A 16,449-nucleotide genomic window follows, 5' to 3' on the forward strand; every position below is an offset into this window, starting at 1 on the left:
GCGCGAGATGGCCGACAGCGTTTTCGTGAACAGGATGTCTGCCATTCACAAGGGCAGTCCGGGAAAGTCGATGGCGTTTCCGGACGTGAACTTGTGCCCGCCGGCGCCACCGGCGGGTCCTGTGCCCACGCCTCTGCCGAACATCGCGCAGGCGGCGGACCTGGCGGGCGGGGCGACGACGGTGAAGATCGAAGGCAACCCGATGGCGAAGAAGTCGTCGTACTTCGCAAAGTCGACGGGCAACGCGATGGCGCGGAGCACGGGGGGAGGGGTGCTGACGCACGTGGTGGAGGGCAAGGCGTACTTCGCGAGTTTTTCGATGAACGTGAAAATAGAGGGCGAGTTCGTGCCACGGCACCTGGACATGATGACCCACAACCACGCGGCACCCACGCCGGGCGAGGCCGTGGGGACGTACATGGGCACGATGCAGGTGGCCATGCCGAAAGTGCCGCTGTTTCCAGAGCCGCAGAAGCGGGAGGAGGAAGACAAGCCGTTCGACTATGAAATCCTCGTAGGAACGTCGACAGCAAATGATGCCAGCTTTGCGTGTGTGCTGCGAAGCGCGGATGGCAGTCTCGAGATTCACGGAGAAAAGGGCGCAGCGAGCGCGACGCACGTTACCTTCGTGTTCCGCAAGGTGATGCCCGCCAAGGTGTATGGACTGTTCCAATCCGTAGGCGGCCTCGAGGTTCCCGTTTTTGAGGAGATACCCTTTAGTTTACTCCAAATGCCAGGCAACCCACGAAATCCGGAGCCGGTCCCGCCCGGCCATGGCGAGCTTGATGAGATGCCAGGTCCAGTGCCACTCGAGGAAGACGAACTGGAGGCGCAGTTTGATGAATACCTCAAGGGGGGCTCGCCATGACGACGTCTCTCAGTTCGCGCCTCTACTTTTCAGAGCCACTTGCGGTTACGCCCCACAAGGGCTTGCGTCCCTGGGAATGGTTCCGTTCGGTCGAGATCGACCCGCACTTGAACGTGCTCAAGGGGCCTCGGTGGGTGTACGCGTTCCGCTGGGACAACACGGGATTCAGTTTGGATACTGCTCTCGAGTTCGATGAGGAGGGGGCTCTTCGCGTTCACCTGGCAGGGCACCACATGAAGAGTGCGCCTGCTTTGGACCCCTCGGGTCGAGTTTGGTCGGTTTCATTGCCAACCGCCCGGAATGGGAAGCTGAATCTGTGGATGTTCGTGACGGCGCGATTTCAGCTTGACTCAGTGTGCGTGAGGGAGCTCGCGAAATTCAGTTTGGGAGAGAGGCTCTCAGATGGCAGCTACTTTGCCGTGTCGCCGTTTCATCGAGACGTACGTCTTCCCGTGGCTGACCTTTCGTCGAAGCCGATCCCGAACGATCAACGCAAGAGATACCACACCGCCGGCAGCGTGTTCGAGTCGTCCGACGGCAGCCTTACGGTCCTGGCATTCGATATGATGGCCTTGGCCATGAGTCTGAAGAGACGTGCCGTGGTTGCGTTGCAGACCTTCCTGGCGCACACCCAGCCAGGGTATGCACCCGGGGCTAAGCAACGCGAGGAGGTCGAGCTACGGACGTTGAAGCTCACGCTGGCGAGGTTTCTGAATGCGTTCTGCACAAGGGACCCAAAACTGTCTCACAAGCTGAGCTCTTTTACGGCTGCGTCGGGATTCATCGAAAAATGTGAGGAAAATGAGCAAAAACTCAGGACTGCGTCGAGCCTGGCATTTGGAAAGCTATGTGCCTTCATAGAGAGCGAATACTTCGATCTGTGGGTTGGATGGTACGGGTTAATCGGAACAGAGATCGAAAAGCTTCGAGAGCTTGAAGAGATGGCAAAGCTCCTGGAGAGCTTGGAGATGGATCCAAGGGGTTGGGTAACTTTGTCTGACCCGCCTGAGCACTTTCGTCGACTGCTCGACGAAGACGTCGTGATGGTCGACGAGGGACCGGTTAGAAAGCCAAAGGACTACGCCTCATTTTCTCGCAAGCATGTCAAGCAGGTGGTGGAGTTTCGCACAAAGTTTGTCCCCGCCTTCATAGCCAGGAGGCGTATCAGCACGGAGTTCTCGGACATCAGACTCTTCTTCCTGGGCAACGTGGAGCCCAAGTACAGTCCATACCCGCCGAAGCGGCATCCTGGGTACGCCGGAACGGTGTCAACGGTGTTTAGTCCTAAAGAAATTGAGGATCTGAAGAAACACTTGGACACGAAGTTCAAGGCGGAGGCGGGGGCGGAGAGTGTCGTTGCTGCGAACAAGGCCATAGGAAAGGCCGTTGATGTCGTCTACTGGACGCTCATCATCGAGGACTTCGCTACGAAGGGGAGTCACGACATTTACGACTATGCAAAGGCGACAGGTGCCGTCAACGGGGCGCTCAAGACCTTCGTTTGGGAGCCGCTGGCTGCAAACAAGAAGGTTCCCTTCGTTGGACCAAAAGGCGAAGGGATCCTGGCGGAGCCGTATCCGGAGAAATGGGCCCGCCTCGAGAACTACCTGGACGAATGGAAGGACACCAGCAAGGTACTGGGGCGCTACGGGACGGAGGGCGCTGAGCAGGCAGCCGAGTCGGCGAGCGGGAAGGCCGCAAAAGTTGCGATGCGAAAGAGCGTGGCGAAAGCAATGCTGAAGGCGGCACCCGTGATAGGAGCCATCGCTGACTTCTTCGGCGCCCACGGCGACTATACCAAGTCAGCGGCTGAGGGGGATGAAGCCGCGGCCTACGCGGGCGCGGTCGGAGGTGTGCTCAGCGGTCTCGGCGGCTTGGTAGCTCTTGTGCCTGCGTCTGCGATCAGCGGGTCAACGTTTCTTGCGATTTGCGTTCCAGGGCTTGGATGGGCTCTCTTGGTGGCCGCAGCGGCGGCAGGAACGATCGCTTGGGTCTACACCGATAGTGAATGGGAGAACTTCGTGGAACACACGGTGTTCGGCAAGCGCTACGGCATGGAGGCCGAAACTCGTCCTGCGTGGGCGATGTCAAAGTACGGGGAATGGAGAGACACGATCGACGGACTGAGGAAGCAGATCATGGCGGCTTACTCTCTCATGTGCCGGTTCGAGATTAAGGGCAGAGGCCAATCGATCAAAATAACCATGGGACACTACGAGGCAGAGATGACCCTGAACCTCGTGTACCGGGATTCTATGATCGGTGGCCCGATCAAAATGGCGATTCCGATGCTGGCACCGTTCGAGCCTACTGAGACTCCCAATGGTCGGATTATCGTGGTGCCTCAGGTTGTGCAGGGACGACTCATAGACTTGACAGTACACGCTGACTGGAGTGGGCTGCTTTCCCCCGCAAGGGATCTCGTTCGACGAGAGCTTGAGGTCACTCTCAGGTGGTCACCTCCTTGGTCGCAAGAAGGCGTCCCGTTGACTGAAACACCCGTTGGCTACGAAAGCACAATCGAGGTTCGTAGGAACCTGTATCGGAGGATGGCTGAATTCAGGGAGCAGGCTCCGCGCAGTTAAGCTCATCTCTGTTCAATGCGTCTTCTAGCAAGTTCCACTGCCTCATTCGTCCATCAGGGCATCGAAGAATGAGTGTACCTGCGCTGGGGTTGTAGCCGGAGTGGATAAGGAAGTTCCACACGTCGATGCTAATCAGCTCGAGGCCTTTACGATAGAAGTGGGGAGTTGGGCATTCTGTCCGCCGGGTCCTAGGCGCAGAGTTGTATAGAACGACGGCGTTCGATCTCGTGAGCAGTTCATCGGTCAGTTGATCAATTCCGACGTCGAAACACTCAGGAAAGCTCAAGAAGAAGAGGGATACACGTGACGGGTCTATCTCGGGTCCCAGCATTCGCTCGAGACTGTAGATGGGCTTCGCAGTCTTCCTATTGAGCCAAGGAATCGAATGTTGTCCCGGATGGTGCTCGATCAAGAAGTATGCCGGAGTCGATTGATAATGATAATCAAGCTGTTCGCGTCCGACGTAGATCTCCCAGGTTTTCCCTGGTGCACTTGGATCAGCAATCGTGAAGTATCCGCTGACCCGTCTCGAGGGTTCCAGGTTCGACATCGTCCCACGTTCGTTGGCGCTGATGACGAGGTACTTCCTCTGCTCGCCTGAGCTATCATCATAGAGTGCGCTCAATCGGAGTAGGAGCCCTGGAGGGGCCACCGTCCCGTAGAAGAGGAACAGACTTACGCCGAGGGAGAGGTTGAGCGTGGCGATGGGGTCGCGAAGCCGGTAATGCCAGCGGTGGAAGACGCCACGCGCCAACCCGTAGAGGGTGAGAAACCCAAACGTCAGGAAGTCGATGCGCCTGAGCCAAGGCGACGCCGGCTGCTCCGTTACGTCGTTCCAAGTGAAAAAGCATGCGATGCCGTAGATGAGGGCCAGAACGTCGAAGAGGATGACCGCAGGCTTTGACGCCCGGAACGCGAGGGACTCGGGCGGCAAGAGCGGTCTCTCCGGTTCAGGCGGCGGAGGCACGTAGGCGGGCGCCGGCGGTTCCGGCTTCGGCTTGTAAGACTCGAGCAGCTCGTCGAAGTTCATGACCATGCCTTCAGCCCGCTTCTTGATGCGTTTCCCGCTGTTGCTCGACGCAGTTTGACTTCGATCGCCAGCTAACGTCAAGGTTCATATCCGAACCCGCGGACGAGTCGCAGCTCTTGCTGCGCTGGGCGAAACCTTCGGGCGCGAGATGTCGTGGGTCCCTGAAGTTAAATCAAGTAGATTGCCGTGATGTACTCACAGCAGGCCAGGTTGCCAGGCCCTAGTTCACCCGGTGGTGCATGGGGCTTTTCAGGAGGAGACTACCGATGGTAGCCCTTCTGTTGCTCGACGCGTTCGTAGCTGCGGCCGCGATCATGGCGCTTGAAATTCTGGGCGCCCGCTATGCGGGACCTGTGTTCGGGACCGGAATCTTCGTATGGTCCGCTCTTCTTGCTGTGACATTGAGCGCCCTTGCGCTTGGATACGCTTTGGCCGGCCGATTGGCTGCCCGCTCCTCGGGCGGACGCCTGCTGGGCCTCGCGCTGCTGGCCGCAGGGGCGGCCATCGCCATCATTCCGCTTACCGCCTCTGCGGTCCTGCTCTCGTGCATTCCACTCGGTCCGCGGATTGGTCCGTTCGTCGCCATTGCCTCGTTGATCGGTCCCCCGCTGGTTCCACTGGGAGGCGTCGCGGTTCTCGCCACCGCCATCAGGGTCGAACAGCAGTCGATACCTCCCGGCCGAGCGATCGGGAGCCTTTATGCCATATCAACGTTGGGCAGTCTCGTCGGAACCTTGACGACGGGACTTTGGCTCGTTCCTTCCTTTTCAGTTCATTCGATTTGCTGGGGGCTTTCGGGCTTCACGATCATCTTTGGAACTCTTTCAGTGGGGATTCGCTGGCCCCCTTTAGCCACCGCTCTCCTTCTCGCCATTTGCACTTCGTGGCCTGCCACGCGCCCACTCGAAATCGGTAACTTCGTGATCCTGGAGAGCCAGCCCACTCACTTCGGAAAGCTAGAAGTCATCAAAGACAGAGCTCGGGACCTGAAGCTCTTGCGATTGGACCATTCCATAATTGGTGGTTCATTTTCGGACGGCAGTCCTGTTTTCGCTTTCGTTCACCTACTTTCCAGCGCGGCTAGCCTACGCCCCGAGGCCTCTTCGGCCTTGATCATAGGACTCGGATCAGGGGGCGTGGTGAAGCCCCTGATTGCGCGAGGCTTGAGACTGCACATCATCGAAATTAACCCGCAGGTCGTGCGCATGGCCCGCCGGCACTTCGGCTTCCCTGACTTACCCGTCACGGTGGCAGATGCTCGCGTCGCAGTCCGGGAACAAAGCGCGCGCCATGACCTCATCTTTCACGATGCTTTCTCCGGAGGCAGCTCGCCATCTCATCTCTTGTCCTCAGAAGCAATAGGGGAACTGAAAGCGAGACTTTCCGACCAAGGCCTTCTTGCTTTGAACTTCGTTGGATTCCCCCTGGGGGAAGACACGCGAGCGCTTACATCTGTTCACGCCACACTCCGCGCCCATTTTTCCAACGTTCGCGCTTTTCAAGACCACCCACCTAGACCTGGCGAGCCAACGCTGAGCAACGTTGTGTTCTTCGCAACGGACGGAAAGATCGAGACAGATCTGATCGCCCATTCGAAGGGCGCTAGCGAGCATGAAGCAAGAATTCTGAAATCTATGCCAGCATGGGAGATTTCGCCTCGAGCCGGCTCCGTGAACACGGACGAACTCAACCAGCTTGACTGGCAGCAGACCAGCATCGCTGAAGCTCATTTCCGGGCGATGAATGAGCTCCTTCCTCCTCAGGTATGGGCCCTCTAACGAGAAGAGAGGGAACAAGCAGATTCCTTCATTGCTCGACACAAACGAGCGCCGACGGAGACGAGCAAGGCTCGAAGGCTCCCCGGGAAAGATCGTTTACCGGGAACACCCCCCAGTCCTCGAAACGCGCGCTCGTCCAGCCCTCACACGTGGCGTCCTTCCCGTCCTTCTGCTCGATGGTCCAATCGGTCTTCCAACCACCCCACGGATATTCGTCGAGAAACTCGGCCAAAAGGTTCTGCCTCAGACCATCCCTCACGCCCAGTAGGGGCACCTCGTCTGTACGCCATACGAGGTCGTCGTTTCCAGCGTGATAATACGTGTAATGCTTTATCACCCAATCGACCTGGCCGTCCCCCCGAAACGGACTCACAGAGGCGATTCGGCCCCCGCCCACGAGCAAGGCTTTCCACTGGGGAAATCCGACCCTGCCGAAGAGCTCCTGACAGATGTCGTCTGCTCCAGCGATACCACCAAGGTCACCCGTGTAGTAGCCTCGCCCCTCACCAGGGGGAGAAAACACCGCGGGCGTTGGGCGGATGTATTTCTTTGCGTAATAGCCTGAACATTCCGGATTGCACGCCCCAACCCCAACTGAGAACGTTGGACCAGTGTCGCACACTTCCGTACCGCTTCGAACCCCGTCTCCGCAAACCTGCATCGGCGGGGCTGCCGGCAATGCGTCTTGCAGGCCAGCGTCGACCTGGGTTCCTGCGTCCCCGGGCAGCGAATCAACCAAGTGAGTACCGACTCCAGCATCATCCGCAGCGGCGTCCTGCGCTCCAGAGGGATCCAAGCCGTCGAAGACCTCATCCCGGCCTGCGCTAGAGGCATCCGCACCAGCTCCCTCCGGGTCGAATGCACATGCAGAAAGTAGGGCGCAGAGGCAGAGAACCTCGACGTGCCCTTGAAGCAGTCTGCTCAATTTGCGACTTGATGGGTTCATGAAGGCTCTCCTCGAAGGTGGGTTAATCAGGGACTCGCATCGCGGGCTGGTGCACACATCGGAAAATGCACATGCGGCAGGACGACGCGACGCAACATAGAGAACTCGGGCGCCGCGACGAAGCATCCCGCTGACCTGCGTTCTCGCACGGATCTGGCCAAGCACTCGCCTTTCAAGAAGAGGTCGACGTAGAGGTGCTCATCAAGCGCGGTAACGAGCTTCGCACGATCTTCACTTGGAAATCACGAACCCGCGGGGCAAATGACGAGTGGTACCCGCTTCACGGTCAGGCGCCGCTGGAGTAAGCTCGGCGACCGTGACCGTGTATCCTCACCCCCTAAGAGATCGCTCGGAAGTGAGCGCGCAGAGGAGCCCGTGTCCGGACAGAGTCCCCCCGAGGGCACGCCGGTGAGCACACAGGGCTTCGAGCACGATTCGCAGGAGGGCCCCCCAGCGGTCCAACCCATGTTCCCTCGGCGGTTCGGGCAGAACTTCGTCCTGCTCAAGCCCCTGGGGTCCGGCGGAATGGCCAGTGTATTCTTGGCCATGCGGGCCGGCGGCCTAGCGCCGACACTGTCCGCCATCAAGAAGGTGAGAAGGGGCGCGAATCTCGATCACCAAAAAGAGATCGAGAGGCGATTCCTGGACGAGGCACGGCTTGTTACACAGCTGCGTCATCGAAACATCGTCAGCGTCACGGAAGCGGGTTTCGCCGACGGTGATGCATTCTTGGCGATGGAGCCCATTCGGGGCAAGACCCTCCACGAGATGTGGGTCACCTGCTCGAAGAAGCAGTTAGGCATGCGGCCCATGATGGCGGCCTACATCGCAAAGGAAGTCGCCACTGGATTGGCTTACGCTCACGGAGCAGCTGATGGCACCGTTCACCGAGACATCGCTCCCAGCAACATCATCGTGTCCTACGACGGGGACGTGAAGATCTTGGACTTCGGTATTGCAACGTGGGGCAAAAAGGAAGTGAACACCGCCACGGGGATCGTGTGGGGGCACAAGAACTACGCGGCGCCCGAGTACTTGAGGAGCGAGCCCATCGATGGCAGGGCTGACCTTTACTCCCTCGGCCTGATCCTGCTCGAGTGGCTGGTCGGACGCGTGGGCCCTGACGCTGAGTCTGCCGCCCAGGGCCGCGTGTCGTTCGCCGAATCTCTCGCGGCAGTGCCGCACTACCTTCGAGACGTGGTCAAGAAATTGATCGACCCCGATGTCGAGGAGCGCTTCGGCTCAGCGGCGGAGGCCCGAGACGAGCTGTCGCATGTACTGCGCGGCCACGGCGGAAGCGAGGAGCTGGCGAAGTTCATGCGTGGCCTTTACGAAGGCGGCATCGATGAGGAGGAAAGGGAGCTGGCGGCGCTGGTTCAAAAAGGCGTGCAGTTCGTCTCTTCGGGGCCAAGAACGCCGAGAGTGGTCGTGCCAGACGGGGTGATCGCCGAGCTGGAACGGCTCGCCGAGGGTCCTGATTCGCGGGAAGCAACGAGCGATCCTCTCGTTGGGAAGTTGTTCGGCGGGAAATATCGCGTGGAGGAGGTCTTGGGACAAGGAGCCATGGGTCGAGTCTACAGGGCACGGCACGAGGGGCTTCGGCGCGATGTGGCCATCAAGGTTGCCCGCAGCATCGAGCGCCGCCAAGAGCGGGAGCGTATCCGCCGCTTCAAGCAAGAGGCCGAGATCATGTCGAAGCTCGTCCACCAAAACATCGCGACCGTGTTCGACTCTGGGACCACGGACGACGGCGATTTCTACTTCGTCATGGAGTATCTGAACGGCTGCGATCTCGATTCGCTAGTCAAGAAGCGAGGTCCCCAGGATGTCGATCGTGTGCTCGAGCTGGGTCTTCAAATCTGCGAGGGGCTCGCGGTCGCTCACCACCACGATGTCATTCATCGGGATCTCAAGCCGGCCAACGTCATGTTGGTCAGGACGCCGGTGGAGGGAGGAGATCTCGTCAAGATCCTCGATTTCGGTGTCGCAAAGCTGTTGCGCGCCGATCTGGTAGAAGACCCGGCACAATCCCACTCGCGGTCGTTCGTAGGCACGCCGGCCTACATGGCCCCCGAGCAGCGTGCTGCAGCTTCTGACATCGACGCGCGGGTCGACGTCTTCGCCGTGGGTGGCATCTTGTTTTACCTTTTGGCTGGGCAGGCTCCCGATGCGGCCGAGACCGACCCCGAGAGGGCTCCCGCCAAACACCGGGCCGTCTTGAAGATCGCAGCCCCCGACCTGCCCGCCGAGGTTGAACGGATCGTGCTCTCGTGCTTGAGCCCCGACCGCAGGCTCCGCCCCGAGGGCGCAAACGCTTTGCGGTCGCAGTTGGCCCTCGCGCTCGAGGCCGAGTACAAGTTCAACTCGGGCGCTCTTGCACTGCGAAGCCTTCCCATCACCGATGTGGTCGACCGGCGCCCCTTCTTGCGAAGACGCCCCTTTGTGGTGGCCGTGGGATCAGCGGCCTTACTGGGTGTCGCTGCTATAGGCTCGTGGTTCGCTAGGTCTCCCGAACCCGCCGGCGTAGTGGACGGGGCGGCTGAGTCTTCCCCCCTGCAGGTGGGCCCTTCAACCCCGGCTCCGCCAACGTCGCTGCGTGAGCTAGCACCTACGCAGGAGCCACCGGCAAGCAAATCACCCCCGGGGCCCAAAAGCCCTCTCCGCGCACCGGTGTCGCCGCCCTCGGTCTTTCCTGTGTCCGGCGCCAAGAACGCCGAAAACGACGTGGCCAGGCCCAAGGCGCCGGAGCCGCCAGACCTCGCGCTGGATGGGAACTCGACTGAAGCCAGTCCGCCAGGGACAGAGCCCGCCTCCTTGGCGGTAGATCCCCGGGCTCCGGTTGCCTTGATCGCGGAGCTTCTCGATGAGTCAGAGCACGCACTTCAGGCGGGACAGATCGCCCGGGCCACGGAAGCAGCCCGCAAAGCGATAGAGGTTGGTGCCGGCGCCCGGGGGCACTTGGCTTTAGCGAAAATTCACTTCAGCCTCGAAAGGTGGTCGGAGGCGCTCACCTCGCTAGACGCCGCCCTTGCGCTCGAACCCGGCAACGCGCTCGCCCTCCGGGGGCGCAAGCGTGTGCTCATCGAGCTTGAGGGCTCAGATGAACGGTGAGGCGGCTGTGGCGGTCTCGTCCGAGAACCCTCCCGAGGTCACTCGAAAACGCGTACCCAGAGGCTGCCGCCTGTGATCCCTGGAGCGGGGGTGTTTTCGGTCCACGCAACGAGCGCGGTCCCTGACGGATCCATGGCGAGGGCCGGATACCACGCGCTTTTCTCCAATCGGGAAAACGCTTCGGGAGCTACGCCGTCGACCTTCCCGGCTCGGATGCGCTTGAACCCGAGGGAGGTCTTGTCTGCCGCGCTCCTCAGCCAGCCGACGAGACCGTTGTTCCTTGGGTCCCGGGCCACGACCGGAAAGGCCCACGCCGGAACCTCGCCGAGCACGAACGACGTCCATCCCGCAGCGCCACGGCTGCCAAGCCAGCAGCCGCCCGCGCCGCACCACGTGGCGAGCGCGGGCCCGGGCGAAGACGCCACAGCCAGCTCCTTCACCACTCCCGTGGCCCCACCACGCAGATCGACGGCGGGCGATGGCTGACCGGCGTCGAATGTGACGGCTGCGACGGTCGCACCGTCAACGCCCTTTTCGCCCGGGGCGTGAGCAAACCACACAGCGGTGAACCCGGAGGGCGTGCTGGGCACCAGGCGCACTTCACGAGGCCCGTAGGGCCACCCAACGCCGACCCCGAGGGAGGTCTCGAGACCCCACGCAGCCCCGTCGAACACCCTCACCGAAATGTCGGAGTCGTTCTTGGTGTCGTAGGCGATCCAGGAAACGGCGGCGCCTTCGGCAACAGGCACGACGTGCGGGCGCAGGGCTTCGTCAACAGCGTCGCTGAGCACCACGGGCGGCTGCCAGTTTCCTCCCACGAAGAGACTCGCCTCGATCTGCCTGCGCTCGACTTTGGGGTCGTGCAGCTCCCACACCGCCAGAGCCTTTCCGTTTGAAAGGGCCACCACCTGAAGTGCCGCTAGCTCCGCATTGTCTGTCTCGGATAAAACGACTGGTGGTGCCCATTGCCGTCCGTCGTGCATGGCTGCCACCACACGCCTCGCCAAGCGCCCCGGGGTGGGGAACGTTTGCCAGACCGCCCATGCCTTGCCTTCGCGCGCGGCCAAGCTGGGGAAGGCCGCGAGCTCGCTCGCCAGGCCCATTCAGCGCCGTGGGGAGAGACCATTGGCCGCCAGAGGGCCGGTACGTGGCAAGGATTGCCCCCGACGTCGGGAAGAACGCAGGGGTCAGGACCGACCACACCACGAGGGCACCACCCCGATCGTTCATGGCCACGGCGGGCTGCCGGAGATCTTCCCCCAGGTTGGCGTCGAGCACGAGCGGCTCTGACCAGGTGCCTTCCCGGCTCTCGAATTCGAGAGAAAAGCTGCTGACGAGACCTGCCCCAGATTGGCTCCGCACGTTTTGGGACACCTCGACCCGGAAGCCCGTCAGCAGAGCCAAAGGCGCCAGAGGCGTTAGCTTTGCCACGGCGCCTTCCGCCATCAGGCTGGCGGGAAGTTCGGCGCCCGTTTCATCCAGGAGGCGCACAGAGGCGGCAGTGAGCGTGGATGGATCGATCGGCACGGAGAAGGTGAGCGTCACCCCGGCGTCAAGAGCCACGCCTTTGGCGCCTGCCTCGGGCGTCGTCGACACCACGAAGAAGGTACCCGCGACCTCCGCTCCCCCGTCTTGGCTGCCAGCTGCAGAAGCTCCGTCGCGCAACCCGGCGTCGTCAAGTGCAGAGGGTCCCTGGCCCGAGTCTGCCCCTGGGTCGAAGTCGCACGCGGCGAGCAACGCGCAAAGACACAGAATCGCAGGAAGGCGGCGGCTGTTGGGCTTCACGAGGCGGACTCCTGGCCAGGGCTGGTGTGTGAGCAAAGGGCGGGGCGAATGGCGAAGCCGAGTGAGCCCCGCCGACACCGCGCAGCGTACACCACGGGCCCTCCTCCCCCTCAACCTGGCGCCAAAGCGGGTCGAGGCGCCTGTGTGTTGAAAGGACGGCGATGTCGATTTGTTCAGCCGCGCGGAAAAAATCGCAGAGGGCTGGCCGAGACCTCGGAAACGCCTGCAAGCCGCAGGCGGGCTGGACTCTTTCGGAGGAAAGAACGTGAAGCGAACAAATCAGATCAAGAAAACCCGCAAACTCCCACCCTTCGTCCCGCAACTGGCATCTATGCTCCTGCGTTTCGTGGGGTTGCTCGTGCTCGATCACTACCTGCAGTACCTGCAGTACCTGCAGTAAACACAGGCAGATCACCCATCGCGCCGCCCCGCGGGGGGGAGGGGCGCGATGGGTGGGATCACGGCCTGCAGTTAGGATGGACGTCCTGTGCTGAGTTCCCTGTGACCGTCACGGCGTCATCGAACTCGATGGGCGCGCTGCAGGTCAGGCCGACAGCGTTGTCGAAAATTTGAACCCTGCGCAGCCGCCTCGGGAACCGGGGACTTTGCACGATGATTCCATCGATGTTGTCCGACACGGAGGTGTCTTCGATAGAAAACACCGCATCGTTGAGCAGAATGCCGCTTTCGTTCCGGGTCACGGTGCAGCTGTTCATCGAGAGCGTGCTACCGGTGACCACGAGGCCAGGGCCACGGTTGTCGGAAAGGTCGATGGCCTGGGCCTCCACAATGGCTGATTTGACACGTAAGCCTAGCGACGACCCCTTGAACTCCAAGTTCCTCAGGAACACCTCGCCCCCCGTCACGTCCAGGCCGGGGCTTGTGACGCCGCCGCCCGAGATGATGGGCCTCGTGGCACCGGCGCCGATGATGGCGATTTTGCCGGGACCCGCGTAGATGGCCTCCTTCGTGTGGCCCTTGACCAGCACCAGCGCCTTGCCCTGCGAGGCCTCCAGCGCCGCCTGCAGGTTCGTGCCTTGCACCACGACCGTCTCGGCCGCCGACGCGCACCGCCCGTCCTCGTGGTCCATGCAGATGCCAGGCCCCGCGGGGTCCCGCACCGCGCACTCCGCATCCTGCCCGCACGTGCGGCAGCTGTTCGTGGCCGCGTCACAGATGGGCGTCATGCCCGTGCACGCGCCCTGTGCTCCCGGCGTGCACGTCACGCATTGACCCGCAAGAGGCCCCTCCGCCGCACACACAGGTGTCAGAGGCACGTCCGCGCACGACGAGCCACCGGGCCCTGGTCCCGCCGTGCACGGCACGCACTTTCCCGTCACACACAGCGGCCGCCCAGGGTCCAGCGCCACGCACTCCGCTGTGCTTTTGCACTCCGGGGGCGCCGCCGCGTCCACCCCCCCGGCGTCCTCAAAGCCCCCGTCGCTGCCGGGCTGCTCCGGCCCGGCCGCGTCCTGCGCGTCCGTTACCGCCGCGTCCCCGCCGGCGTCGGCCAGGTCTACCGAAGGGGAAAAGGAGCAGGCGCCGACGAGTTGGCAGCACGCAAAGGTCATGGCAAGTCTGCGCAGCCGGCGGTCCATGGCCTCAGGGCCTACAGGTGGTGTCGATGTTGAACTCGGGGGACATCATCGGCTTGTTCCGGGCCGCCGTCACCGTGCTGTCGAGGTCGATGGACCCGCCGATGCACTTGAGCCCTGCTTCTTTGTTGTCGTTGATTTGCACGTTCCGCAGGCGCTTGGGCGAGCGAGGGCTTTGCACCAAGATGCCCCCGAACCTGTTGTTTGAGTACATACCTTCGTCGTTGTCGGAGGCGGAGGTGTTTTCAATTGTGAATGCCGCGTCGTCGAGGACAATGCCCCCGCGGTTCTTGGAGACGGAGCAATTGCGTATGTGTATGGTCGACGCTTTGGCCTTCAGCCCGGGGTTCGATAATTGAAACTCCAAGTTCCTCAGGAACACCTCGCCCCCCGTCACGTCCAGGCCGGGGCTTGTGACGCCGCCGCCCGAGATGATGGGCCTCGTGGCACCGGCGCCGATGATGGCGATTTTGCCGGGACCCGCGTAGATGGCCTCCTTCGTGTTGCCCTTGACCAGCACCAGCGCCTTGCCCTGCGAGGCCTCCAGCGCCGCCTGCAGGTTCGTGCCTTGCACCACGACCGTCTCGGCCGCCGACGCGCACCGCCCGTCCTCGTGGTCCATGCAGATGCCAGGCCCCGCGGGGTCCCGCACCGCGCACTCCGCATCCTGCCCGCACGTGCGGCAGCTGTTCGTGGCCGCGTCACAGATGGGCGTCATGCCCGTGCACGCGCCCTGTGCTCCCGGCGTGCACGTCACGCATTGACCCGCAAGAGGCCCCTCCGCCGCACACACAGGTGTCAGAGGCACGTCCGCGCACGACGAGCCACCGGGCCCTGGTCCCGCCGTGCACGGCACGCACTTTCCCGTCACACACAGCGGCCGCCCAGGGTCCAGCGCCACGCACTCCGCTGTGCTTTTGCACTCCGGGGGCGCCGCCGCGTCCACCCCCCCGGCGTCCTCAGAGCCCCCGTCGCTGCCGGGCTGCTCCGGCCCGGCCGCGTCCTGCGCGTCCGTTACCGCCGCGTCCCCGCCGGCGCATATGCGCGTCGCCTTGTTGCAGAGCCGGCTGGCTGGGCACTGCTCGTCCCTGTCGCAAAACGGCCCCACTGTTTCGGTCTCGCAGGCCTGCAGACTCGACATCACCATCAATACAGCCGCAAGGCTGATGACTTTGCTCGTGCACTTCATCAGAAACTCCCCGCGAGCAGAAGCCCGCCTGGCAACAGGTTGACGCCCACCACAGGGGCCTTGGAGCTGGCGCCCGGCTGCTCGCCGCGGGCGTACCACCACAGCGCTCCGGATGCCAGGAACACAGCAGCCCCGCCTGCCGCGAGCGCTTTTCCTTCTGTCGCGGTCCGGTAGTAGTCACGCTCGATGCCCGTGCTGGTTTGCCGGGTGTCCGCGACGGTGCCATCGATGAGCCAAAGCGTCGTCCCGGCGGCCAGCACCGCCACGCCCACAACCACCCCCGTCAGCGGCAGGTAGCTCTTCCAGGTACTGGGCTCGTCGTCCTTGGTCTCGACCAGCTGCACCACGGGCCCCGCCGCCAGGGGCTTGCTCGTCTTGTCGACGAACGAGCGATAAAGCGCCTTCGTACGGGCGTACGCACGCGGTTTCGGCGCGGTGAAGTCACTGGTGAACACGGTCTCGTCCTCCGCAATGACCCGCCCACTGACCGACTCGCGAATTTCCAGCCGCAGCGAAAACGTTCCAGCGGGGCCGCCCGGGTCCTCATGGGCAACCGCGAACAACAGGTAGGGCGCGCCCAAGGTCGATCCGAGTGTGGTGTAGCAGGCTGGCTCCTGACAGTTGGGCGACACAGCCGCCCTCTGCAGACGTGCCCGCGTGTCACCCTCTGCCTGCACGTCAGCGCCTTCGTCTGCCAGAGCGTCACGAACGCCCTCTTCGAGCAGCTGGCTCACCCCCGGCGCGCCCTCCAAGGGCAAGAATGCCAGTTTGCCGATGGCCGGCGACGCCGCCTCCGACGGGGTCGATAGCAAGCACAGCGCGCCCATCGCAGCCAAAGCCGCCAATACCTGTCGTTTCCAGATGCCCCAGGAGTTCGTCACGGCCGCGTATTTACGAATGGTGACCAAGTCGTGTCAAGCGACCGCCAGGTTGGGCCCTTGGCTCGGGGGCGCGGTCCCGCGCCTGCACGCCCGGCATGCCTCGCTTCTTGGCGAACGCCCGCGCGACCTCTGCGAATAGGAGCCTTTTCCACAAGGAAACTCGTAGGATACGACATCATGCCCACCGTGCTTCGATCCGGTCCATACCGGCTCTATTTCTACAGCCACGAGCCAGACGAACCTCCCCATGTGCACGTTGACCGGGACAGTCGAACGGCGAAATTCTGGATTGCACCGGTCGGGTTGGCGCTAACCTTGGGGTTCGCTGCTCGCGAGCTTGCAAAGCTTGAACGTCAGGTGTCTGAAAACCAAAACACACTGATCGAGGCATGGGATGAATACTTTTCTTCCGAACCCGGGTGAACGCATCGTCAACGTTGAAGTTGATTCGGACTCTGTTGCCGCCCATCTCGCCGACGGAAGAATCATTTCGGTGCCCCTCGTGTGGTTTCCCCGTCTGCTTCATGCGACGGCAGAGCAACGCGCGAACTGGAGCATCTCAGGCGGCGGCTACGGAATACACTGGGCCGATATTGACGAAGACATAAGCGCACACGGACTCCTTCGAGGAGTTCCTGCAGCGGTCCCCCGCCGACAAGGCGCGGCCTAAACATGCGCCTA

At 62.3% G+C, this 16,449-nt stretch carries 13 protein-coding genes; 6 read left to right on the plus strand and 7 right to left on the minus strand.

The window, feature by feature from the left end:
- The first annotated feature begins 7 nt into the window (after positions 1 to 7).
- Positions 8 to 868, plus strand: coding sequence for a DUF4150 domain-containing protein (locus KA712_20390; GenBank protein MCG5055330.1), 861 nt, complete (start codon positions 8 to 10; stop codon positions 866 to 868).
- Positions 865 to 3,453 (plus strand): hypothetical protein, encoded by a 2,589-nt coding sequence (locus KA712_20395; GenBank protein MCG5055331.1) that lies wholly within the window; start codon positions 865 to 867, stop codon positions 3,451 to 3,453. Before KA712_20390 ends, KA712_20395 begins: the two co-directional genes overlap by 4 nt.
- On the opposite strand, the gene KA712_20400 is transcribed toward KA712_20395, so the two are convergent.
- Complete coding sequence (locus tag KA712_20400) at positions 3,428 to 4,483, minus strand: hypothetical protein (protein ID MCG5055332.1); 1,056 nt, start codon at positions 4,481 to 4,483, stop codon at positions 3,428 to 3,430. The genes KA712_20395 and KA712_20400 overlap by 26 nt on opposite strands.
- A gap of 266 nt (positions 4,484 to 4,749) precedes the next feature.
- Here KA712_20400 and KA712_20405 point away from each other — a divergent pair, with 266 nt between their 5' ends.
- Complete coding sequence (locus tag KA712_20405) at positions 4,750 to 6,261, plus strand: fused MFS/spermidine synthase (GenBank protein MCG5055333.1); 1,512 nt, start codon at positions 4,750 to 4,752, stop codon at positions 6,259 to 6,261.
- Positions 6,262 to 6,289: 28 nt separating this feature from the next.
- Here the strand turns inward: KA712_20405 and KA712_20410 are convergent, their stop codons facing one another.
- On the minus strand, positions 6,290 to 6,784 hold the full coding sequence (locus KA712_20410) for a DUF1554 domain-containing protein (protein ID MCG5055334.1): 495 nt from the start codon (positions 6,782 to 6,784) through the stop codon (positions 6,290 to 6,292).
- A gap of 888 nt (positions 6,785 to 7,672) precedes the next feature.
- On the opposite strand from KA712_20410, the gene KA712_20415 reads away from it, so the two are divergent.
- Positions 7,673 to 10,318: a protein kinase gene (locus KA712_20415; GenBank protein MCG5055335.1), complete on the plus strand. Its 2,646-nt coding sequence runs from the start codon at positions 7,673 to 7,675 to the stop codon at positions 10,316 to 10,318.
- A 38-nt stretch (positions 10,319 to 10,356) separates the two neighbouring features.
- Here the strand turns inward: KA712_20415 and KA712_20420 are convergent, their stop codons facing one another.
- From KA712_20420 to KA712_20440, 5 genes are all read right to left on the minus strand, one after another.
- Entirely contained in the window at positions 10,357 to 11,136 is a 780-nt protein-coding gene (locus KA712_20420; GenBank protein ID MCG5055336.1) for a hypothetical protein, read from the minus strand.
- Complete coding sequence (locus KA712_20425; protein ID MCG5055337.1) at positions 11,090 to 12,103, minus strand: Ig-like domain-containing protein; 1,014 nt, start codon at positions 12,101 to 12,103, stop codon at positions 11,090 to 11,092. Before KA712_20425 ends, KA712_20420 begins: the two co-directional genes overlap by 47 nt.
- Positions 12,104 to 12,561: 458 nt before the next feature.
- Positions 12,562 to 13,701 (minus strand): hypothetical protein, encoded by a 1,140-nt coding sequence (locus KA712_20430; protein MCG5055338.1) that lies wholly within the window; start codon positions 13,699 to 13,701, stop codon positions 12,562 to 12,564.
- A gap of 4 nt (positions 13,702 to 13,705) precedes the next feature.
- Positions 13,706 to 14,887 carry a hypothetical protein gene (locus tag KA712_20435; GenBank protein MCG5055339.1) on the minus strand — a complete coding sequence of 394 codons (1,182 nt, stop codon included), beginning with the start codon at positions 14,885 to 14,887 and terminating at the stop codon, positions 13,706 to 13,708.
- A complete protein-coding gene (locus KA712_20440) occupies positions 14,887 to 15,768 on the minus strand; it encodes a hypothetical protein (protein ID MCG5055340.1) in 882 nt (293 codons plus the stop codon). Before KA712_20440 ends, KA712_20435 begins: the two co-directional genes overlap by 1 nt.
- A 177-nt stretch (positions 15,769 to 15,945) precedes the next feature.
- Between KA712_20440 and KA712_20445 the strand changes: the two genes are divergently transcribed.
- Both KA712_20445 and KA712_20450 read left to right on the plus strand, forming a co-directional pair.
- A complete protein-coding gene (locus tag KA712_20445) occupies positions 15,946 to 16,191 on the plus strand; it encodes a DUF4160 domain-containing protein (protein ID MCG5055341.1) in 246 nt (81 codons plus the stop codon).
- Positions 16,163 to 16,438 (plus strand): DUF2442 domain-containing protein, encoded by a 276-nt coding sequence (locus KA712_20450; protein ID MCG5055342.1) that lies wholly within the window; start codon positions 16,163 to 16,165, stop codon positions 16,436 to 16,438. The genes KA712_20445 and KA712_20450 overlap by 29 nt, the downstream gene beginning before the upstream one ends.
- Positions 16,439 to 16,449: the final 11 nt, after the last annotated feature.

Source organism: Myxococcales bacterium (assembly GCA_022184915.1).
Classification (GTDB): domain Bacteria; phylum Myxococcota_A; class Polyangia; order Fen-1088; family Fen-1088; genus JAGTJU01.